Here is a 19,769-nt window from a genome sequence, read left to right on the forward strand (position 1 = left end):
CCAGGAGGCAACCGATGACCGACAGCGACAAGGTCTTCGCCGGATCGATTCCGGGTTTGTATGACCGATATCTGGGGCCGCTGCTGTTCGAGCCCTACGCCCAGGACATGGTCCGGCGCCTGGCGGACCTGAAGGAAGGCCGGCTGCTCGAGATCGCGGCGGGAACGGGGATCGTGACGCGCGCGCTCGATCGGGCGCTGCCGCCGAAGGTCGCCGTCACCGCGACGGACCTCAACCAGGCGATGCTTGATCACGCGATGACGAAGCTGCGGTCGCCGCGAGTCCGCTGGCATCAGGCCGACGCCCTGGCGCTGCCCTTCAAGGACGAGGAGTTCGACGCTGTGGTCTGCCAGTTCGGCGCCATGTTCTTCCCGGACAAGCCGAAGGCATTCCGGGAGGCGCGCCGGGTGCTGAAGCCCGGCGGCCGTTTTCTCTTCAATGTCTGGGACCAGCTCGAGGAGAACGAGGTGAGCCTGGTGGTGACCGACGCGGTCGCGGCCTGTTTTCCGCAAGATCCGCCCCAGTTCCTTCGCCGGGCCCCGCACGGTTACCACGACCTGGCCGCGATCCGCCGCGATCTGGAGGCGGCCGGTTTCGGCGCGATCAAATCCGAAACCGTGAAGAAGCAGATCCTTGCCTCGTCGCCGCGCGATCCCGTGATCGGCTTCTGCCAGGGCTCGCCCTTGCGCAACGAGATCGAAGCGCGCGATCCGAAGCGCCTCGCGGAGGTCACGGAGATCGCGACCAGGGCGGTCGCGGCTCGCTTCGGCAACGGGCCGATCCAGTGCGGGCAGCAGGCGATCGTCGTCGAGGTGCGGAAATAACCGCGACAGCGGCAGCGGACCGTGTTGTAGAAATTATCGGAAGGAACCGGGGGCATAGATGAATAAGGAGTCGAACCTCGTCAGCCGCATCAGGGCCGGTGAGACCGTGATCGGCAGCTGGTTCACCGTTCCGCATCCCATGGTCGCGGAGACCCTGGCGCAGGGCGGCTTCGATTTCCTGCTGCTCGACGGGGAGCATGCGCCGGTGCCGCCCGATGCGGTCAGCAATCTGCTGCCCTCGACCGAGCTGCATGGCTGCCCGGTGATCTACCGGCCGCGCACCAACAGCGTCGACCTGATCCGCGGCGCGCTCGATGCGGGCGTGACGGGCGTCATGGTGCCGATGATCGAGAACGCGGCCCAGGCCAAGGCCGCGCTCGATGCCACGAAATATCCGCCGCTGGGCCGGCGCGGGATCGGGCCCTGGCGGGCCTCCAACTATTACGACAATTATCTCGACTATGTGGCGACGGCGAACGAACGCACCTGCGTCGTGCTGCAGATCGAGAGCAAGGCGGCCGTCGACGCGATCGACGCCATCGCGGCGCTGCCGGGCGTGGACGTGCTCTATGTCGGTCCGGCGGACATGGCGGGCTCGATGGGACTCAAGCCGGGCGAGCGCCATGCCGAGCTGACCGCTGCCATCCGCCGCGTCGCCGAAGCCGCGAAGAAGCACGGCAAGGCGATGGGCATCGATGTCACCTCGCTGGATTTCTTCGCCGCCTATCAGGAGATGGGGTTCACCTACTTCACCTACGGCATCGACACCAGCTACCTGATGGACGGCGCCCGCGCGGCGAGCCAGGCTCTGCGCGCCCATCTCAAGCCGAAACGCTGAAGCGCAGGCACCGCCCTCCTCGGGCGACGGCGCCTACTGCCCGACGGCACCCTTCAGCGTCTGCAGCGCCGCCGTCAGCAGCGTGTCGCTGTGCGGCACCTCGGCGTCGGCCTCCTGCGCATCGAGGCCCTTCCGGGCGACGGCGAGCTTGAGCAGCCGGTTCTCGTCGGGCGCCAGGATCATGTAGTCGGCGACATAGGCGTTCTGGGGATTGGCGCGCCGGCAGACGGTGTGGATGCGCCGCGCCGGGAAACCCGCCTTGCCGCTCAGATCCTCGATGCGGGAATCGAACACGCCGCGGCAGCTGGCGGCGTCGTTGAAGAGCGTGAGCGTGCCGGTCATGCCGACCAGATAGGCGATCGGTGCGTGGCGCGGGGTCAGCTCGTAGCCGGAAAGGCCGCCGCCCGAACGGTCGGAATCGAGCCAGAACAGCGGGAAGCCCGGCGCCAATTTCCCGCGCTCCGCATCGGGCAGGATGCGGGCATTCGCGATGCCGGCCTTCGCCAGCAGGCCGTTGGCGAGATCGGTCAGCGCCGAAGGCTCCATCGGCCGGAACTGTGCGGTGCTGGTGGGGCCGTGGCCGATCGTCTGGGTGGTGCCATCATCGGCCGGGACCGGAATCCCGGCGCCGAAGGGATCGCCCACCGCCTGGTTGCCATAATTGGCGAAGCCCATCTCGCGCATGGTGCAGGCCAGCAGCCGCTGCAGCCCGCGATTGACCTGGCTCAGGGGATAGACCATGGACTCGCCCGTCGCGGGATTGACCGCGATGCGGGTGCCGATCCGCAGCCGCTGATAGATCGGGCCCGGATTGTCGAAGGTCATGCCCGCGGTGTTCGCGTCGTAGTTGGTGAGGAGGGCCGGCAGCGGCGGATATTCGCCGACGATGATCTCGGCCGATTCCGCCTGGCCCCTCTTCAGATCGGCATGCTTGTTGGTGAAGCTGACGACGAAGCTGCCGTCCTTGGCGTTCGAGAAGGTGACGAACTCGCCGGTGACGAACTCGGTCGTCATGGAGCAGCGCACGAAGCTGCCGCTCTCGTCGTAACGGGCGGTGCCGTCCCAATGACCGATGGTGAACTGGTCGGCCGCCTGGGCCGCCGGGCTGAGCAGGAGGAGCAGGACGGCGGTCGGCAGGGCACGCATCGAGGGCGACTCCGGGCCAAGGAAGAGGATCTGGACGGCGCCGCTTTTAGCACGGTCCGGCCCCGATCGCCGGTGGCGATTATGGGCGTCCGGCCGTCCGGCAGCCGTCCGGCCCGGGCCGTCTTATTCGCCGGCCTTGCTCCTCAGCGTCTGGACGGCCGCCGCCAGGAGCGCGTCGCTGTGGGGCACTGTGCTGTCACCGTCATGGCCGTCGAGACCCCGCCGCTGGACCGCGAGCTTGACCAGGCGATCCGCGTCCGGCGCAAAGATCAGGTAGTCGGCCATATAGGCGTTCTGCAGGTCGGGGCGCTGGCAGACGGTGTGGATGCGCCGCGTGGCGAATCCCGCCGTCGCCGTCAGATCCTCGATCCGTGAATCGAAGACGCCCTGGCAGCTGGCGGCGTCGTTATAGAGCGTCAGGGTGCCGGCTATTCCCACCAGCAGCGGCATGGGCGCGTGCGCCGAGGTGAACTCGTAGCCCACCAGGGCCCCGCCGGTGCTCTTGGAATCGACCCAGAGGAGCGGGAATCCCGGCGCGAAGTTCTGGCGCTCCTCGGCGCTCAGGAAGTGCGGCCGGGCGATGCCGGCGCGCGACAGAAGATTGTTGGCGAGCTGGCTGAGGGTCGCCTGGTCGAGCGGATGGAACTGCGGCGTGTCGCGCGGGGCATTGCCGACATATTGCGTGCTGGTGGTGTCCGCCGGGTAGGGCAGGCCGGCGCCGAAGGGATCGCCGACCGCCTGGGAGCCGTAATTCGCGAAGCCCATCTCGCGCATGGTGCAGGCGAGCAGCCGCTGCAGCCCGCGATCGACCAGGTTCAGCGGATAGACCATGGGTTGCTCATGGGTGGGGTTGATCCCCACCCAGGAGGCGACGCGCAGCCGCTGATACATCGGGCCGGGGTCCGTGAAGGTCATGCCGGCGCTGTTCTTGTCGTAGTTCGTGATCTCGGCGGTCAGCGGCGGAAAATCCGACAGGATCTGGGCCGGGCGCGATTGTCCCGCCGTCAGCGCGACGTTCTTGTTGGTGACGGTCATCGCCAGGCTGCCGTCGGCGGTGTTCGAGAAGGTCACGAACTCGCCGGGCATGAACTCGCCCGTCATCGAGCAGCGCTGGAACTTGCCGCTGGAATCGTACTCGGCGCCGCCACTCCAGCTGCCTTCGGTGAAACGATCGGCCGCCTGGGCGGCGGGGGCGAGAAGCAGGAGCAGGGGAACGAGGAACAGGGCACGCATCGGGGCAACTCCGGATCGGGGACGACAGGTCAGTGCGCCGCAGCCTTCGCACGGCCCCACCTCCGGTCGCTGCGGAATGACATATGAGCACGGAGTGCGCAGAAAAAAGGCCGGCGCCTGCCGCACCGGCCGTGAAAAAACGTTACAACTGTCGTCGGTCAGGTGACCGAGGCGATGATCCCGCGATAAGAATCTTCCGAGAAGGCCTTGAGCGTCGTGGTGCGGACATTGCCGCCCATGCCCAGCGTGAGGGCGAGCTTGGCGGCCGCCTCGTCGTTCGGCAGATCGACGATCAGGATCATGTCGTGGGCGCCGGTGGTCATATAGAACTTCCTGAAATCGCCGCCGAGTTTCTTGATGAGCGCCTTGGCCGCGTCGAGCCGCTTCGGCGATTCCTTGACGTTCTTGATGCCCTGCTCGGTCCAATTGGTCAGCAGAATGTACTTTGCCATGCATGCCTCCGTTGCGATGAAGTGCTGTCCTAAGACGGCCCTCGATGTCTTCGCACCGATAGGAATGTAAGTTTAGCAGCAAGCCTGTTCTCCCGGCTTAACAATTGCGAGGCGGGGAGGCATGGGAGAGCGGCGTTCCGACCCTTCTTGCGAAGCGCGCCCGACGATGCGGCGGCGCGCCGCGGATTCCAGGATGAGATCGCGTTCATGGAGCCCGAAAACGGTCACATCGTCGTGACGGGCGCTGCCGCGCCGCGACGCCATCCCCAATCTATGAGTCGAGGCGGGTTCTCTCTTGCGCCCGCGAGGAGGCAGGATGCGCCGACCCCTGATGATTGCGCTGTCGATGGCAGCGGGGCTGTCCATTTCAGCGATCCAGACCCTCGCCGCCGCGTCGGCGGTCAACGATGACGCAGCGAAGATGAACACCGCGCTCAAGGGCGCGGTCTGTTCCCCGGTTGGAGGACTGTGGCTCTGCCACGCCGCCGACGACCAGGACGCAGGGCATGCTCCGACCGCCGGATAGCGCCGCGGTCGAGTTCTAAGAACAAGAACACGCGCTCGAATCCCCTCCCCCCTCGAGGCAGGGCTGTCCGGGGAAACTCATGCATAACAGAACGCCATCTGGTTGGCTGGGACTTTGGGAGATGGCTTGCTTGGATTGACGGGCGGCGGGCGATCGATACGGTGGAAGGTTTTCCTGGTAAAGAGCGACTGGCCGACGAGTTCGGCCAGTCGCAGGAGGGGGATTTTCACGCTGTGGAGGCGCGCGCCGATGCGCAGGAGCAGATAGGCGATCATGGCGGCGAGGACCTGCAGCCGGATGGCATTTTCGTTGTTGCCAAGGAACTTGCGAATATCGAGATGCTGCTTGATCCAGCGGAACAGCAGCTCGATCTGCCACCGGGTCTTGTAGAGGGTGGCGATTTCCACGGCCGAGCGGGTCATATCGTTGGTGATGAGGGTGATGACGCCGCCTTTTTCGCGCCGGACCCGGATCCGACGCAGCCGGATCGCCAGCTTGGAATCGCCCTTACTGACGAGGCGGACCTCGGCGTCGTCGATGATCCTGAAGCCGTCGCCGACAATCTTCCGGAGCTTGCGCCGCTTGGTGGCGCGCAAGCGCATGTTGGACTTCGCGCGCGTGACGAAGACCGCCTCGGCGGCGTCGATCTGGCACCACCAACTGTAGCGACAATAGCCTTTGTCGAAGACATAGGTGGCTCCGGCCTCGATCGGCACGCGCCGGCCCACCTCGATGTCGTTGATGGTGGCCGGCGTGACCTCGACCGAGCAGGGGCGATCGGCCTTGGGATCGTAGACGACATGCATCTTCATGCCGCGGATCCGGCCGTTCCAGTCCGCCCAGGCGCAGACCTTGCCCAGCGGAATCGGCGAGGCGTCGATCAAACGCAGCATCTCGTTCCCTTCCTGGCGAGCCAGCCGATCCACCTCCTGGGAAAGCGTGCCAAACAGCCCCGCAAACACACTCACTGGACGGCGCGCATTGGCATCCGACAAGGTCGAACGAACCAGCTTCCCGACCCCCAGATGGTAGTGATGCTGGGAGTTGGCGTTGAAACCCGCCTCCACCCCCCGCAGGCTCTTGGCGTGGCTGAGCTGGGCGTAGATCAGCGCCACCAGATGATCCCAGCTCTTGAAGGATTTGTCGTAGGCATCGCCGTCGTGGCGCTCCACCAGCGTGCGGAATTGACGCCGATCGATGGGTTTCAGCAGGCTCACGAAGATGCTACCCATGTACTGCATGCCCGGTTCCCTTTCTGAGTCTCGACAACCAGAAAGTACCCGGAAAACCTCCGGAAAACCGGGCATGCGCCCGCGACCTATCGACTCATTCCCCGGACAGCCCTGCCCTCGAGGGGGAGGGCAGGGAGGGGAATGACTCGGTCCACGATCCCGCCGAGGTGCGAAGGGGTCGATATCGAGCAGCCCCCTCCCCAACCCTCCCCCAAAAGTTGGGGGAGGGGACAAAGCAAAAAATCGAGATTCGGAACCGCCGCCTGTTCTCTCCCGCGCTGTCGACAGGATCTGACGAGGCGAGCCCCAGGACGGCGTAACATCTCGGTGATCGCAGGGGCCGGCGGGTCACATCGCCGTGAGCCGACACATCGTCGACCCGTCCGGGTGGCTAGGATCGAATCCTGCGGGCCCTATTCCAGTGCGCCCGCGAGGAGGAACCACCATGCGTAAAATCACGATGCTCGCGATGCTCGCCGGCCTGGCGTTGTCCGCCGGCGTCACGCTCTCGGCCCAGGCCGAGGATTACGGTCCGATGAAGGTGATGCAGACCTCGATGGGCAAGGTCCTCACCGACGCCAAGGGAATGACCCTCTACACCTACGACAAGGACGCGCCCGGCGTGTCGAACTGCACGGGCGAATGCGCCGAGTATTGGCCGCCCGCCAAGGCCGAGGCCGGCGCCATGCCGGTCGGCGGTTTGACCATCATCAAGCGGCCCGACGGCACCATGCAATGGGCCGACGACGGCAAGCCGCTCTACACCTTCGCCAAGGACAAAGCGCCCGGCGACGTGATGGGCGATAACATGAAGAACGTCTGGCATGTGGTGAAGGAGTAGGCGAGCGCGAGCGCCGCGCTACACAGTGCATAAAACAATGGGCCGGCTCCGAGAGGAGCCGGCCCTTGTCATACTGGCTTAACGAATTCAGCCCAAATGCATCGAGGTAAGTTGCTACTGGTTGAGTTCAAATGAACGATTTATGAAGCAAAACGAGAAAACCTCTCTGCAAGAATTCGAACTCGCTCAATGTGGCTGGTGAGGTCGTTGGTGCTGCGGTTCAGTCGATCGTATTCAAGTAGTTGCTTGTCGATCCCGCGGCTTCCTGCAGTCTCCGCCTTCTGACGGTTCTCCCAGCGCTCCTCCTCAAATTGAACGAGGAATTCGCGAACGATGCGATATTGACGCTGTTTAATCGATCGTATGAACCAATAGTAGACAGGGACCACACCCGCCGACAGAAGTAAGCGATCCTTGGGAAGGAACACGCCAGTTAGATCATCCAGAGTCGAGTAGGTTCTCCGTCCAGCCAACTCCAACCGATTTCGGTCCTTGGATGCAGCCAGTACGAATGCATCCAAGCTTGCCTTCTTCGTTTCCTGTGGTTCGCCAAAATACTCAAAGAGAATGATCTTGGCTGCAGCATTAAGGTCTTGCCCACGAAGTACTTGGAATGAAACACACTCTGAAAAGAAATCGTGCTTTGATATCTGACGTATTACCTCAGGCGCCGGTCCCGCCATCGCGTTCCGCACCTCTGCGCCCGTCAATGGCTTGCTTCGATTTAGCCTCACGAACAGCTCATTGATGAGTTCCTCTTTGTTCGTAATTACACTCATTATCGAGAGATTATAGTTGTCGAATGCCTCGGCGATCTCACCGTGGTTTTGCGATAGATCACGGTAACTCAGGCCACCGAGTTTTAGAGCCGGATTCTCCAAAAACACAAAATCAGAGTTCAGTTGAACTGTACCTTCAAAGAAATCGAAAATGGCTTCCAGGCGCTGCTTGCCGTCGATGACAGCATAGGGCAATCGCTTCTTATTCAATTTCGAATCCGCATAGGTAAAATCTGCTAGATATAGCTTCGGGACGTCAAATCCATTGAGTATGGAATCAATAAGGTATGCCTTGTCTGCGGCGGACCAAAGACGTCCGCGGCGTTGATAAGACGCGTCCATATCGATCTTTGATTTTCTTGCCCTCCACCATGAAAGCGTCTTTGGCTCGTGGGGAGTGACTTTCAACCTGGTCGTTTGGGGCTTCATCTAAACCTCGAATCCAAAGTGACGTTTGGTCTCCCGTGCAAGCCCTTCAAGGTCCGGAAAGACGACTGTTTCGGTAATGCCTTGGTTGAGGATCGACTTACGCATTGGTTGGATTCGCGTCTCGCTTACGACTATGCAAGATAGGCATTCGGGCGGAATTTCCTCGCTATGCAATAGCGATTCCATTGGCTCTTTGCTCGCCCCGAATATCGTAAAGACTCCTTGTTGAGCAACAATACGTGCGCTGTTATGAGCTCCAAAGAGTGCGATCGGATATTTGCCCATTGTCCCTAGACTCGAGCCGGGAGTGTAACCTTTGAGGTCATCATCTCCAGCGGTCAATGGGCCGCCCTTGTAGGAGACATGGCGGAGGGCAGATCGATTCCAGGCAACAGGATCTAGGACCCAAACAATTGCGGGCTCTTTGTAAAGTGTCTTGTTGCGGCTAGTGGGAAGACGAGGTGCCGACATTAGTGCGAAATGCAGGCCGACAAATGGATTTTCAGTCCAATCGAGCAACCTGGTAGGTACGCCATAATGCTGCATGAAAAAGAGAGCCTCCCAGTCATCGCCCAAGTTCCGAGTATGATAGGGAAGGCTACGTTGCCGAAATCGCGTCATGAGCTGTCGCTCAAGAAGTTGAAGATCAGCTAGCGTTTGAATGCTGGGGTGACGATACAGTGATGGAATGAGACGGTGAGATGCGGCACCCGTTCCGCGAAACCAAAGAGGATGCCCTGCCTTGCGCTGTAGCTTTTGTACAATCGACATGAAGCTGGGTAAGTCGCTCGGTTTGTAGCTTGTAATTTTTTTCGACATCGTCACCTCGGCGCCGACGCAGATGGGAGAATTCTCTTTTTGTCTTTGGGTATACTAAGCGTTGAATTTATGACGCAGCAGCAATCTAAACGAATGCTACTTTTAGGGGCAATTGAAATGTGATGGATGAACTAATGAAAAAGGGCCGGCCCTCGGGGGCCGGCCCTTGTCGTTTCAGCCTGACGCGTCGAAGACAAGCGGACTACTCCGCCGCCTTCCCCTGCGCCTCGGCGATCAGCTTCTCGGCGAGCTTGCGCTTGCCGGCGGCGTCGAGCTTCTTGAGCTCGTTGTTGAGCACGCGCTCGTTGATCGACTGGTTCCAGTAGTCGAGGCTCTCGAAGCCCAGCAGCGCGGATTTTCCGACGAACTGGCGCAGCACCTCGTTGGTCGGGCCCATCACCCAGCCGGCCTTGCCGTCGCGCAAGTAACGCTCGATGCCGAGGCCGGGCTTGTAGCCGGTGCCGCCGCAGGCATGGAGCATCTTGTCGGCGACATGCGCCACGTTCTTGGCCGCGCTGAACTTGACCTGCCACATCCAGGGCAGGGTCTTGGCGCGGGGCAGGGCGGCGAGGTCCTTGTGGATCGACCAGTCGCAATTGTTGGTCGCCACGTCCATCGCCTTGGCCATCTGGAAGGTCAAAGCGCGCGAGGTGTTGGTGTCGATGATCGCCTCGCCGACATAGTCCTGGATGGTCGGGTAGTCGGCCACGCGCATGCCGACATCGACATGCTTCTTCATCGTGGTGTGCCGCTTGGCGATGTCGATCAGGCCGAGCGAGATGCCGTTCCAGCAGGAGGAGGAGCAGAGCAGGAAGAAGGGATCCACGCACTCGTCGTTGGACGCGGCGCCGTCGCCCTTGGGGCCGACCATGCGGTCCGCCGGCAGGTCGGCATCGACCTCGAGCGTGCCGGACTGGTTGCCGCGCAGGCCCAGCCCGTCCCACTTCGAGGGTTCGGCCTTGGCCTCGTTGCCCAGGATCAGCCAGCAGGTGAGGTCGGCATAGTTGCCGCCGAAGTCCGGGCTCGTGGTCTGGATGATGTACCAGTCGGCGAAGCCGCCCGAGGTGGTCCAGGAGGCCTTCTTGCGCACATGCCAGCCCTTGGCGGTCTTCTCGGCACCCGAGGAGACCGGGTACCAGAAATGCGAGCCGGTCTCGGGGTCGGAATAGGACAGCGTGCCGATCAGCACGTCCTTGTCGAGCCGCTTCAGGATGTCCTGCAGGATCGGGCTGTTGTGATGGCGGAAGAGGGCCGCCGCGACCGCGCCCAGATGCATCGTGTAGCACATGGCGGTCGAGGGGCAGCCATAGCGCGCGATCGTCTCCACCACCATGGCGGCGCAGGTGTGGTTCTCGCCCATGCCGCCCAGCTCCTTGGGCACCAGCAGGCCGAGCAATCCCAGCTTCGCGATCGCCTCGAAGTTCTTGCGCGGGAACAGCAGCTTCTTGTCGGATTCGACGGCGTTGTCGCGCAGCGTGGTGCGGGCGAGGTCGATGATCTTCGCCTGCAGCTCCTTCTGCTTGTCGGTCAGGAGCCATTGCGGGTCGTAGTCGTAGCCGAGACCCCAGAAATCCTCGTCGCCCCACTTCTTCGTCTGGCTCATGGCCGCGCCTCTCCCATTGATGAACGTCGCTCCACGCCGCCTCTTCGGCACCGCGTTGGGGCGCCGGGACGGCTTCTTCTTGGGGTCCGAGCCTACACGAAAGCCGAAAAGCCTGCCAAGCCGATGCCGGCCCATTTCATGGCCGCCGGTGACCAATCCGATACCAATAGAGAAGAGACGTCGGAGGCCACTAATAGGCCGGGTTGGCGCGAGGAATTCTCGATCGATGGCGTGGCGATCGGGGCTGCTGCCGTCCTGCGGCGCGGCATTGGTCGGGCAATGGCATGGTGCCTGGCGGGACCAGGAAGAGGCGATCAGCCGGCCGGCGTGAACGCGACGCGATTGGCCGAGGCGATGACCGGCGCCGTCGCCAGCGCCTGCATCCGCTGGCGATAGCGCTCCAGATAGGCGAGGCGCTCCTCGCTGCTGATCCGGTTGGGACCATAGACGACGAAGGGCTCGATCACGGTGAAACCGCAGAAGCCGAAGATCCCGCGATGGATGGGCGAGAGAATGGGCTCGATCGGCCCATAGGGACCCGCGTCGGAATAGGCCGTCGCCAGGCCGCCGACCGTCACCGAACACATCGCCCGCTTGCCGGCGAAGACGCCGCCCTCGAACCAGCGCCCGCCACCATAGGCACGACCCACGGCGAACACGCGGTCGACCCAACCCTTCAGGATCGCGGGCAGGCCCAGCCACCAGATGGGAAACTGAAAAACCAGCACGTCGCACCAGGCGACCTTGTCCATCTCCGCCTGGAGCGCCGGCGCGTAGCCATTGTTGGCGCTCGCATGCGTTTCCTCCGTCTGCTGGCGCAGCCGGTTCGGATCCGCGACCGTCACGAAGTTGCGGCGGTCCGACACCGGATCGAAGCCCATGGCGTAGAGATCGGAGACGAGGACGTCGTCGCCGGCCGCCGTCAGCGCCGCCAGCCCTTCCCGCAACATCGCGCCGTTGAAGCTCGTCGGTTCATGATGGGCGTAAACGATCAGGACACGCATCGGCATTCCCTGAGGATTGGGTCAGGCAGGGGCCGCCGTCGGCGCGGGCCCCCTCAATGGATGTCGCCGATCTTCATATATTTGCCGCGGAAGAAGAGCAGCGGCTTGCCTTCCGGATGGGCGCGCATCTTGAGGACGTTGCCGAGGAAGACGACATGGTCGCCGCCGTCATGCGTGGCGTGGAGGCGGCAGTCGAAGGAGGCGAGGGTGTCGTCGAGGATCGGCGAGCCGGTGTCCCACACCTCGAACTTGACGCCCTCCCATTTGGGCGCGCCCGCGCGCGCGAAGGCCGCGGAGAGGTCTTTCTGCTCCTCGCGCAGCACATTGATCGCGAAGACGCGGCTCTCCTGGAACTGCGACAGGCTGTAGGCGCGCCGGTCGAGGCTGAACACCACCAGCGGCGGATCCAGCGAGACGGAGTTGAAGGAGCTGGCGGTCACGCCGACGGGCTGACCGGTGGAGGTGACGGTGGTGATGATGGTCACGCCGGTGGCAAAGCAGCCCAGCGCGTTGCGGAATTCGCGGCCGTCGAAGGTCATTGGTCTGTCGATACATCCACGCTGAAAAAAGCCATCTTGACCGCAGTGACAGGAAAACGCCACCGCGCAAGCTACCCCGGCGAGGTTCAGCGCTGGATTCCGCCACCCCCCATTCTCTTCGACCGTCGCCCGTTCCTCAACGTCCGAGATGCGTCGGCGATGGCATTGCCCCGCCGCTCTCCGCCGCCGCAAATCCCGTCGTCAATGGCTCGCCGTCACGTACCCGTCACCCGATTCCGATCGTCGTCCGATCAGTGTTCCAGGCGCGGCGGCATCGAAGGCCGCCGAGGCGGTCTCGCCGTCGCCGTGCTGGCATCGAGATTGATGATCCGCAGAACCTGAATGCCCTTGCGGCCCTGACCCACCTCGCAGTGGATCGTGGAACCTTCCGGCGCATCCTGCAGCCCGGCATCCTTCAATGCCGAGATGTGAAGGAACACGTCTGAGGAACCATCTGCCGGCGTCACGAACCCATAGCCCTTGTCCGCACGGAACCACTTAATTTTCCCCCGGACTTCGCGGACGTCTCCGCCGCCTCCCTGATAATCGCTCATTGGCACCGCTCTATTTCCATCCCGTGTGCCAGACAATTTTGTGTAAGACGATATGCCTCCGCTCTGGCACAGCGATGGGCACACCCTTTGGCGGCGAGGAGAGCCAACCGACCCTCCGCACAGCGTGCCTAGATTGGAGGGCAGGGGGCGGAAAAGCAAGCGGGCCGGTTACTGCCGCAACTGCGAAATCGCCTGCGGCACTAGGCTCGCCTCGTTCTCCGGCCAACGAAATAGGACAAGAAGCGGACGCATCTTCCAGGCTCAACCCGGCGCCACGCCCTGGGTCGGGTAGGAGAGGATATTCCTGGCCACGGAGACATATCCGGCGCCTCGACAACGCAATCCCTGCGCGACGAGCCGGTGGAGGGCGGGGAGCGCGTGGAACGGCACGGCCGGCCAGCCATGATGCTCGGCATGGAACGGCATGTTCCAGGCGAGGAAGCGGACCAGCGGGTTGGTCGTTGTGGTCCGGGAGTTGGCCAGCATGTCCGGTCCGAACGCGCAGCCGGTATGCTCGGCCATGAGATAGCCGCGCAAGGCGGGCATGCCCAGCAGCAGCGGCACCACCCCATAGACGACCAGGGCGTCGCTGCGGAAGGCGACCGAGCCTACGGCCAGCGCCAGGTAGATCGTCCACAGGATCCGCGCCTCGATCACCACGCGCGGCCTGGCGCGGGCGGGGATGAAGGCGTCCTCGGCATGGCCCAGCGCCTGGCGCAGGGTGGTTTTGATCTCGGCGATCCAATAGGGCAGGCCGGAGAGATACCAGAGCCAGCCCCGCAGGGTGCGGGGCTTGGGCTTTGCCAATTCGGGATCGCGCGCCGGATCCTGGGTGTGGCGATGATGGGCGAAATGGAAGGCGCGGAAATATTCCGGCGGCAGGATGATGACCGCGCCGCAGAGCCAGGCGACGGCGTCGTTGAGCCAGCGCTGCCTGAAGGCCGTCCGGTGAATCGTCTCGTGCAGTGGCGCAAACAGGAAGACCAGCGCCACGCCCTCGGCCCAGAGCGCCAGGATCTGCCAGGCCGTGCCGCGCAGGAGGATCGCGAGCACGATCAACGCGACGATCAGCGCCAGATGAGCGCCGATCCGGATCAGCCCGGGAAGATCGCGCCGCCGGCTGAGATTCCTCAGCGCGTCACGGCTGACCAGCTGGCTGCGGAAGACTTCGTCATCCATGGGTGTTCATGCGTCATGTGAGTTGTTTTCTCGCCTCCTCCCCTTGCGGGAGGGGGTAGGGGGAGGGGTCTTCGCGACAAACTCCCCATTTGAGTTTACGGCTTCAACTCGCCCGAAGTCCCGGCGCAATGATCGCCCAAATCTCAACGCGACATTTGATGTGACGGCTGAGCAGGGCGGAGAATGGTGGCGAGAACCCCTCCCCCTACCCCCTCCCGCAAGGGGAGGGGGCTTGTTCAATTGCGTTTACTAGCCCGCCAGCGCCGCGGCGTGGTGGCGGAGATGGTCTTCGATGAAGCTCTCGATGAAATAATAGCCGTGATCGTAGCCCTCATGCCGGCGCAGCATGAGTTTCTGGCCGGCGGTTTTGCAGGCGGCCTCGAACAGCTCGGGCTTCAGCTGCGTCTCGAGGAATTTGTCGGCAAGGCCCTGGTCGATGAGGATCGGCCGGCCATAGGGGCGCTTGCGCACCAGCGCGTTGGCGTCCCACTCGGTCCAGGCCGCGCGATCGGGCCCGAGATATTGGGTGAAGGCCTTGATGCCCCAGGGCACCTGGGACGGGCTCGAGATCGGCGCGAAGGCCGAGAGCGAGCGGAAGCGCTGGGGATGGCGCAGGCCCAGCACCAGCGCGCCATGGCCGCCCATCGAATGGCCGAAGATGCCGAAGCGTTTCGGATCGGCGGGGAAGAGCTTCGCGACGATCTCCGGCAGCTCGCGCGAGACATAGTCGTGCATGCGGTAATGCGCGGCCCAGGGCGCCTGGGTCGCATCGAGATAGAAGCCGGCGCCCTGGCCGAAATCCCAATCCGCATCGTCGCCGGGCAGGCGCGGCTCGCGCGGGCTGGTGTCGGGCGCCACCAGCATGAGGCCGAGCTCGGCCGCGATCTTCTGGGCACCGGCCTTGATCATGAAGGTCTCTTCCGTGCAGGTCAGGCCCGCGAGGAAGAACAGCGTCGGCACATGGCCGCGTGCCGCCTGCGGCGGCCGATAGACCGAGAAGCGCATCGGCCCGGCGCAGGCCGTCGAGGCATGGCGGTAGAAGCCTTGGGTCCCGCCGAAGCAGCGATGCTCGGAGATGGTCTCGATCGTCATGCTCAGGACTTCTTCTTCGTTTCCTCGTCGATCGCGCCCTGGATCGCGACCAGGCAGCGATCGCGCCAAGCGGCGAGCTCGGGATAGCTCTTGCCGCCGGCCTCGGATTTGGTGCCCTCGATGAAGGTCTTCATCAGTTCGGGCGTGAGCTTGGGATTGCCGAGGTCGGCCCAGTTCTTTTCGATGTCCGGGCCGAAATGATCGAAGCTGTAGGCGAGCCCGCCGGGGCCGCCGGCCATGTGATAGGTGAAGGCGGGGCCCATGAAGGCCCAGCGCAGGCCCGGCCCGTAGGCGACGCCGATATCGGCATCCTCGACGCTGACGATGCCCTCGGCGACGCAATGCACCATCTCGCGGAAGATCGCTTCCTGCACGCGATTGACGTAATGGCCGACGATCTCCTTCTTGAGCAGGATCGCCTTCTTGCCGATGCCGTCGTAGAAATTCATCGACCAGTCGACCGCCGCCGGATCGGTCTTCCTGCCGCCGACCACCTCGACCAGCGGGATCAGATGCGGCGGGTTGAAGGGATGGCCGACCACGACGCGCTCGGGATGCTTGCATTTCGCCTGCAGATCGCTGGGCGGATAGCTCGAGGTCGAGGAGGCGATCACCCGGTCGGTCGGCAGCACGGCGTCGATCGCGGCCAGCACGTCCTGTTTCAGGTCCAGCCGCTCGAACACGTTCTCCTGCACGAAATCCGAGCCGCGCGCGGCCTCGACCGGGTCGGCATGGAAGGTGAGGCGGCTGGGATCGGCGTTCTCCACCATGCCCAGCTTCTTCAGCAGCGGCCAGGCGTCCTTGACGAAATTGCGCAGGAAGGCCTCGCGCTTCGGATCGGCGTCGCTCGCCCGCACCGCGAAGCCGCGCGACAGATACCAGGCGGTCCAGCCGGCGCCGATCAGCCCGACGCCGATCACGGCGACCGTCTTCACCTGGGACAGGGGGATCAATTTCATTGTGGGGTTCCTTGGGGAGGCGCGGGGGTCTGGAAAGCCCCTGTCGCAGGACAATGCCCGATGTCCCGACGAGGCTGGGGCGACGAAAAGCGCGCCAGTGTTTCAGAGCGGGGGAGGATAGGCAATCGTCCAAAGCAGCGGAAAAAATCGCCCCGGCGTTCGCGCTTTCGAGGGGCCGGCCTAGCGCTTGGGCTTCACCCGGACCACGACATGTTGCTGGCCGCCCTTGGGGCCACGCCGCTGCAGCTCGAATTCGCCGCTCGCTTCGAGCAGCGCCGTCAATGTCTTCTGCCCATAGCTGCGGGAATCGAAATCGGGCAGCCGGTTGCCGACGATATGGCCGACGCGGCCGAGATTGGCCCAGCCGGAATCGTCGCTCGCCGAATCCACCGCATCCTGCAGGATGGTCAGGATTTCCGCCGGCAGGGCCACGGCCTTCGGCGCGGGCACCGCCTCTTTTCGGCCGGCGCTGGTCCGGGCCGGGCCCTTCAGGATCTCGGTATAGATGAACTTGTCGCAAGCCTCGACGAAGGAGGAGGGCGTCTTCTTCTCGCCCAGGCCATAGACGGTGAGGCCTTCCTCGCGGATGCGGCTGGCGAGGCCGGTGAAGTCGCTGTCGCTCGAGACGATGCAGAATCCGTCGAAGCGCTTGGAATGGACCAGATCCATCGCATCGATCACCAGAGCGATGTCGCTCGCGTTCTTGCGCACCGTGTTGTTGAACTGCTGCACCGGCTTGATCGAATGCTTCAGCAGCGCGGCCTTCCAGGCATTGAGGTTGGTGCTGGTGAAGTCGCCATAGGCTCGCTTCACGCTGGCCACGCCATATTTGGCGATCTCCGCGAAGAGCTCGTTGAGGAGCGCAGCTTGCGCATTCTCGGCATCGATGAGGACGGCGAGGCGGCGCGGTTGGTCGGTCACGGGCGCAGGCTCCTTCGGTTGGCGGATGGAGAGTATAGCAAATTCCAGGAGCGGCGGGCGATGACGGCCGCTCTAGGGCGTGCTGTCGCTCGATTGCGTGTCGCTCGGGGCGTCGCTGGCGACCGGAATGCTGTCGCCGGGCTCCCAGCCATCGAGCCAGGTCTGCAGGGGCAGCACCACGGCGGGGGACCCGTTGTCATAAAACCAGGAGTCGACCGCATAGCGTCGACCGGTCGCGATGTCGCGCACCACGGCCGTGTTGTGCGCGAGGATCACGCCGCCACGATGGGCGGGCATTTCGATGGCGTGAAATCGCAGCAGGCCGTTGTCGGCGATCAGATTCAGATAGGTCGAGCTGTTGACCGCCTCGTCGACACAGTCGAGTTGCGTCGATTGATCGGCGACGGCGAGATTGCGGCCGACATCCCTGGCAGTGCCGGCTTGCGGGGCGACGAGCTGTTCCAACAGCCCGATCGCATTGGCGATGCGCCGGCGCTCCTCGACCGCGGTCTTTGGCGCAGGCTCGAACAGGGCGCGGACGCGGTTCCAATCGCTGTCGTCGAGACGGACCGCCGTCTCGATGCGGCAATTGCTGCCATGGCAGACCTGAAGCTTCCCGGGCGTGGGCGCGTGCTCGACCAGGGAGCCGACGCGATGCTCCTCCAGGTCGGTGCAGCCACCGAGGACGGCGAAGAGGAGCGAAAGCAGAAGGCAGAAACCTCCGCGAGCGGTGCGATCGATGGTTCGCTGTGCCATGCCCAATGCCGACGACGCCTGCGCCTTCCCCGATCATGCAAGCCTGCGCGGTCATCGCGCGGTTGGCAAGGCATGGTTGGCGGTCGGCTCACCTGCGGCCGGGATTGCCAGGCGCGCGGACCGGTTCCACACTCGGGTCATGGGCAAAGGGAGTCGTGCAGGCCTGGGTCTGATGCTGGTCGCGGGGCTGGTCGGCGGTATGGCCGCAGGCGCCCGGGCCGGCTCGTCCGAGCATGACCAGCAATATGCCGCCTGGCGCGAGACCTATTACGGCGCCAACGTGATCGAATATTGCGGCTTCATCACCGACGAGGTGAAGGACGGGTTCCGGCGCAAGGTGCAGTTCCTCCGGGCCTGGAGCGGGATGCCGGCCGCCATCGAATGGCGGATCCGGGTCTGGGCGGCAGTCAGGGCCGACTATCAATATCTGGACCACAGCCTTGGCGGCCACCGGACCTGGTGTCAGACCGACGGCCTCAGCGCGGTGCGGAGCTTCCTCGCCTTCCGCCAGCGCGACATGGCGCGGGAAGCGGGGGCGACGGAGTAGGGGGCAAGACGGCGACTGAGCTTCGCATTTCTTCCTCACTTTGTGGGGTGAGGGGGCGGTGCACGCCAAGTGCCCCCATTGTCATCCCCGCGAAAGCGGGGACCCAAGTCGATCCAGCGCGTCGGGCTGACAGATGGGCCCCCGCTTTCGCGGGGGTGACGATAGAGCGTGTAGCGTCCGTCTCTGCGGACGGAAGGTGGCCCTGGCTCGTGCATTTGCGAAGGACAGTCACGCGCGATTGGCATGGCGTTTCGACCCAGGCCCATGTTATCGCTTGCCTCGTCATGATCCGTTCCGTTCTCGGCGCCCGAATTCGTCAGCTTTGGCTTGGCTCCGCGTGGCGCGGCCGGAACGGCGTTTGATGTTTTGACGTCTTCATCCGGTCTCGCGAACCTCGCGGGGGCCGGATCTTTCCCTTCCTCCGCGATCGTTCCCGGGATCTTTCCCCGCCCGAAGTCATGAATGATTGCGTGATGTCCTCCCCTCCCAGCTCCGCCGCTTCGACGACCGTTCCCGCCGCGAAAACGCCGCTGCGCCCTGCCGTCGGCGGCGCGCTCTGGATCGGCTATGCGCTCGCCTGCACCGGCGCCACGCTGTTCGCGACCAAGGCGATCATCGTCAAGCTCGCCTATGCCCAGGGGGTCGATGCCGAGACGCTGCTGGCGGTGCGCATGATCCTGTCGCTGCCGGTCTATCTCGCGATCGGCCTCCATACGCTGCTGCCCTCGCGGCGCGGTCCCTTCGATCATGCGAACGGACGGCTGATCCTGCGCGCCGCCCTGGTCGGCGCACTCGGCTATTGGCTTTCCAGCTATCTCGACTTCAAGGGCCTCGAGCTGATCTCGGCGCAGTTCGAGCGCCTGATCCTCTTCACATACCCGTTCTTCGTCATGCTGTTCGGCGCGCTCTTCTTCCGCCAGCCGATCAAGCTCAAATCCCTGGCGGCCTTCACCATCAGCTATGGCGGTCTGCTGCTGCTGTTCCTGCGCGATTTCTCGCTGCTCGGCGAGGACGCGGCGCTGGGGGCGGGCTTCGTGATGGGGGCGGGGATCTGCTTCGCGCTCTACCAGCTGTTCGCCAAGGCCAGCATCCTGCAGATGGGACCGCGGCTCTTCACCTGCGTGGCGATGAGCGCGGCGTCGGTCGTGGTGATCGCCCAGTTCCTGCTGACCCATCCGGTCGGTCGGCTGGCGCTGACCCCGCATATCTGGCTGCTGGGCGTGGCGTTGGCGATCGGCGGCACGATCCTGCCGTCCTTCTTCATGAACGCGGCGCTGCACCGGATCTCGGCGCAGGCCAACTCGATGATCGGGACCTTGAGCCCGGTGATCACGATCCTGCTGGCCGTCGCGATCCTGGCCGAGCCCCTGACCGGGCTCGACATGCTGGCGGCGGTGCTGGTCATTGTCGGCGTGGCCGTGGCAACTCTCGCGGACCGCCGCTGACCTCATCCTGCTGACACAGCGCTGTCAGTGGCGTTCGTTCAGGATCGCCGC

At 64.0% G+C, this 19,769-nt stretch carries 21 protein-coding genes; 6 read left to right on the plus strand and 15 right to left on the minus strand.

Annotated elements, in window-relative coordinates:
* Positions 1-14: 14 nt before the first annotated feature.
* Both FRZ44_RS11190 and FRZ44_RS11195 read left to right on the plus strand, forming a co-directional pair.
* The gene (locus FRZ44_RS11190; RefSeq protein WP_151177263.1) at positions 15-824 is read left to right on the plus strand and encodes a class I SAM-dependent methyltransferase; all 810 of its coding nucleotides are present in this window, start codon (positions 15-17) and stop codon (positions 822-824) included.
* A gap of 58 nt (positions 825-882) precedes the next feature.
* A complete protein-coding gene (locus tag FRZ44_RS11195) occupies positions 883-1,662 on the plus strand; it encodes an HpcH/HpaI aldolase family protein (protein ID WP_151177264.1) in 780 nt (259 codons plus the stop codon).
* 33 nt (positions 1,663-1,695) lie between these two features.
* Here the strand turns inward: FRZ44_RS11195 and FRZ44_RS11200 are convergent, their stop codons facing one another.
* The 3 genes from FRZ44_RS11200 to FRZ44_RS11210 form a co-directional block, all read right to left on the minus strand.
* Complete coding sequence (locus tag FRZ44_RS11200; protein WP_151177265.1) at positions 1,696-2,808, minus strand: hypothetical protein; 1,113 nt, start codon at positions 2,806-2,808, stop codon at positions 1,696-1,698.
* Between the two features lie 123 nt (positions 2,809-2,931).
* Positions 2,932-4,041, minus strand: coding sequence for a hypothetical protein (locus FRZ44_RS11205; protein ID WP_151177266.1), 1,110 nt, complete (start codon positions 4,039-4,041; stop codon positions 2,932-2,934).
* Between the two features lie 158 nt (positions 4,042-4,199).
* Positions 4,200-4,493, minus strand: coding sequence for a GYD domain-containing protein (locus FRZ44_RS11210; RefSeq protein WP_151177267.1), 294 nt, complete (start codon positions 4,491-4,493; stop codon positions 4,200-4,202).
* Positions 4,494-4,824: 331 nt separating this feature from the next.
* On the opposite strand from FRZ44_RS11210, the gene FRZ44_RS11215 reads away from it, so the two are divergent.
* A complete protein-coding gene (locus tag FRZ44_RS11215) occupies positions 4,825-5,019 on the plus strand; it encodes a hypothetical protein (protein ID WP_151177268.1) in 195 nt (64 codons plus the stop codon).
* A gap of 77 nt (positions 5,020-5,096) precedes the next feature.
* On the opposite strand, the gene FRZ44_RS11220 is transcribed toward FRZ44_RS11215, so the two are convergent.
* A complete protein-coding gene (locus FRZ44_RS11220) occupies positions 5,097-6,260 on the minus strand; it encodes an IS4 family transposase (RefSeq protein ID WP_151175693.1) in 1,164 nt (387 codons plus the stop codon).
* Between the two features lie 436 nt (positions 6,261-6,696).
* Between FRZ44_RS11220 and FRZ44_RS11225 the strand changes: the two genes are divergently transcribed.
* The gene (locus FRZ44_RS11225; protein ID WP_151177269.1) at positions 6,697-7,092 is read left to right on the plus strand and encodes a COG4315 family predicted lipoprotein; all 396 of its coding nucleotides are present in this window, start codon (positions 6,697-6,699) and stop codon (positions 7,090-7,092) included.
* Positions 7,093-7,232: 140 nt separating this feature from the next.
* On the opposite strand, the gene FRZ44_RS11230 is transcribed toward FRZ44_RS11225, so the two are convergent.
* The 11 genes from FRZ44_RS11230 to FRZ44_RS11280 all read right to left on the minus strand — a co-directional run bounded on the left by FRZ44_RS11230 (position 7,233) and on the right by FRZ44_RS11280 (position 17,726).
* Positions 7,233-8,300: a DUF262 domain-containing protein gene (locus FRZ44_RS11230; protein WP_151177270.1), complete on the minus strand. Its 1,068-nt coding sequence runs from the start codon at positions 8,298-8,300 to the stop codon at positions 7,233-7,235.
* Entirely contained in the window at positions 8,301-9,119 is an 819-nt protein-coding gene (locus tag FRZ44_RS11235; protein WP_191908535.1) for an FRG domain-containing protein, read from the minus strand.
* 202 nt (positions 9,120-9,321) lie between these two features.
* Entirely contained in the window at positions 9,322-10,722 is a 1,401-nt protein-coding gene (locus FRZ44_RS11240; RefSeq protein WP_151177271.1) for an acyl-CoA dehydrogenase family protein, read from the minus strand.
* A 314-nt stretch (positions 10,723-11,036) separates the two neighbouring features.
* A complete protein-coding gene (locus FRZ44_RS11245; RefSeq protein ID WP_151177272.1) occupies positions 11,037-11,726 on the minus strand; it encodes an NAD(P)H-dependent oxidoreductase in 690 nt (229 codons plus the stop codon).
* A 53-nt stretch (positions 11,727-11,779) separates the two neighbouring features.
* Positions 11,780-12,265, minus strand: coding sequence for a flavin reductase family protein (locus tag FRZ44_RS11250; protein WP_151177273.1), 486 nt, complete (start codon positions 12,263-12,265; stop codon positions 11,780-11,782).
* A gap of 251 nt (positions 12,266-12,516) precedes the next feature.
* Positions 12,517-12,819 carry a cold-shock protein gene (locus FRZ44_RS11255; RefSeq protein ID WP_151177274.1) on the minus strand — a complete coding sequence of 101 codons (303 nt, stop codon included), beginning with the start codon at positions 12,817-12,819 and terminating at the stop codon, positions 12,517-12,519.
* Between the two features lie 261 nt (positions 12,820-13,080).
* Entirely contained in the window at positions 13,081-13,998 is a 918-nt protein-coding gene (locus FRZ44_RS11260; protein ID WP_151177275.1) for a fatty acid desaturase, read from the minus strand.
* Between the two features lie 249 nt (positions 13,999-14,247).
* Complete coding sequence (gene fghA, locus FRZ44_RS11265; RefSeq protein WP_151177276.1) at positions 14,248-15,090, minus strand: S-formylglutathione hydrolase; 843 nt, start codon at positions 15,088-15,090, stop codon at positions 14,248-14,250.
* 2 nt (positions 15,091-15,092) lie between these two features.
* On the minus strand, positions 15,093-16,049 hold the full coding sequence (locus FRZ44_RS11270) for a 3-hydroxyacyl-CoA dehydrogenase NAD-binding domain-containing protein (protein ID WP_151177277.1): 957 nt from the start codon (positions 16,047-16,049) through the stop codon (positions 15,093-15,095).
* Between the two features lie 180 nt (positions 16,050-16,229).
* Entirely contained in the window at positions 16,230-16,970 is a 741-nt protein-coding gene (locus FRZ44_RS11275; protein ID WP_151177278.1) for an NYN domain-containing protein, read from the minus strand.
* Positions 16,971-17,042: 72 nt separating this feature from the next.
* On the minus strand, positions 17,043-17,726 hold the full coding sequence (locus tag FRZ44_RS11280) for a hypothetical protein (protein ID WP_151177279.1): 684 nt from the start codon (positions 17,724-17,726) through the stop codon (positions 17,043-17,045).
* Here FRZ44_RS11280 and FRZ44_RS11285 point away from each other — a divergent pair.
* On the plus strand, positions 17,725-18,273 hold the full coding sequence (locus FRZ44_RS11285; protein ID WP_151177280.1) for an ATP-binding protein: 549 nt from the start codon (positions 17,725-17,727) through the stop codon (positions 18,271-18,273). The two genes, FRZ44_RS11280 and FRZ44_RS11285, sit on opposite strands and share 2 nt — an antisense overlap.
* A 473-nt stretch (positions 18,274-18,746) precedes the next feature.
* A complete protein-coding gene (locus tag FRZ44_RS11290; RefSeq protein WP_191908536.1) occupies positions 18,747-19,718 on the plus strand; it encodes a DMT family transporter in 972 nt (323 codons plus the stop codon).
* Positions 19,719-19,769 lie beyond the last annotated feature (51 nt).

This window comes from Hypericibacter terrae (genome assembly GCF_008728855.1).
Lineage (GTDB): Bacteria > Pseudomonadota > Alphaproteobacteria > Dongiales > Dongiaceae > Hypericibacter > Hypericibacter terrae.

Coding starts and splice junctions, on each gene's coding strand:
- FRZ44_RS11190 (WP_151177263.1), top strand. CDS start 15: ATGACCGACAGCGACAAGGTCTTCGCCGGATCGATTCCGGGTTTGTAT.
- FRZ44_RS11195 (WP_151177264.1), top strand. CDS start 883: ATGAATAAGGAGTCGAACCTCGTCAGCCGCATCAGGGCCGGTGAGACC.
- FRZ44_RS11200 (WP_151177265.1), bottom strand. CDS start 2,808: ATGCGTGCCCTGCCGACCGCCGTCCTGCTCCTCCTGCTCAGCCCGGCG.
- FRZ44_RS11205 (WP_151177266.1), bottom strand. CDS start 4,041: ATGCGTGCCCTGTTCCTCGTTCCCCTGCTCCTGCTTCTCGCCCCCGCC.
- FRZ44_RS11210 (WP_151177267.1), bottom strand. CDS start 4,493: ATGGCAAAGTACATTCTGCTGACCAATTGGACCGAGCAGGGCATCAAG.
- FRZ44_RS11215 (WP_151177268.1), top strand. CDS start 4,825: ATGATTGCGCTGTCGATGGCAGCGGGGCTGTCCATTTCAGCGATCCAG.
- FRZ44_RS11220 (WP_151175693.1), bottom strand. CDS start 6,260: ATGCAGTACATGGGTAGCATCTTCGTGAGCCTGCTGAAACCCATCGAT.
- FRZ44_RS11225 (WP_151177269.1), top strand. CDS start 6,697: ATGCGTAAAATCACGATGCTCGCGATGCTCGCCGGCCTGGCGTTGTCC.
- FRZ44_RS11230 (WP_151177270.1), bottom strand. CDS start 8,300: ATGAAGCCCCAAACGACCAGGTTGAAAGTCACTCCCCACGAGCCAAAG.
- FRZ44_RS11235 (WP_191908535.1), bottom strand. CDS start 9,119: ATGTCGAAAAAAATTACAAGCTACAAACCGAGCGACTTACCCAGCTTC.
- FRZ44_RS11240 (WP_151177271.1), bottom strand. CDS start 10,722: ATGAGCCAGACGAAGAAGTGGGGCGACGAGGATTTCTGGGGTCTCGGC.
- FRZ44_RS11245 (WP_151177272.1), bottom strand. CDS start 11,726: ATGCGTGTCCTGATCGTTTACGCCCATCATGAACCGACGAGCTTCAAC.
- FRZ44_RS11250 (WP_151177273.1), bottom strand. CDS start 12,265: ATGACCTTCGACGGCCGCGAATTCCGCAACGCGCTGGGCTGCTTTGCC.
- FRZ44_RS11255 (WP_151177274.1), bottom strand. CDS start 12,819: ATGAGCGATTATCAGGGAGGCGGCGGAGACGTCCGCGAAGTCCGGGGG.
- FRZ44_RS11260 (WP_151177275.1), bottom strand. CDS start 13,998: ATGGATGACGAAGTCTTCCGCAGCCAGCTGGTCAGCCGTGACGCGCTG.
- fghA (WP_151177276.1), bottom strand. CDS start 15,090: ATGACGATCGAGACCATCTCCGAGCATCGCTGCTTCGGCGGGACCCAA.
- FRZ44_RS11270 (WP_151177277.1), bottom strand. CDS start 16,049: ATGAAATTGATCCCCCTGTCCCAGGTGAAGACGGTCGCCGTGATCGGC.
- FRZ44_RS11285 (WP_151177280.1), top strand. CDS start 17,725: ATGCCCAATGCCGACGACGCCTGCGCCTTCCCCGATCATGCAAGCCTG.
- FRZ44_RS11280 (WP_151177279.1), bottom strand. CDS start 17,726: ATGGCACAGCGAACCATCGATCGCACCGCTCGCGGAGGTTTCTGCCTT.
- FRZ44_RS11290 (WP_191908536.1), top strand. CDS start 18,747: ATGTCCTCCCCTCCCAGCTCCGCCGCTTCGACGACCGTTCCCGCCGCG.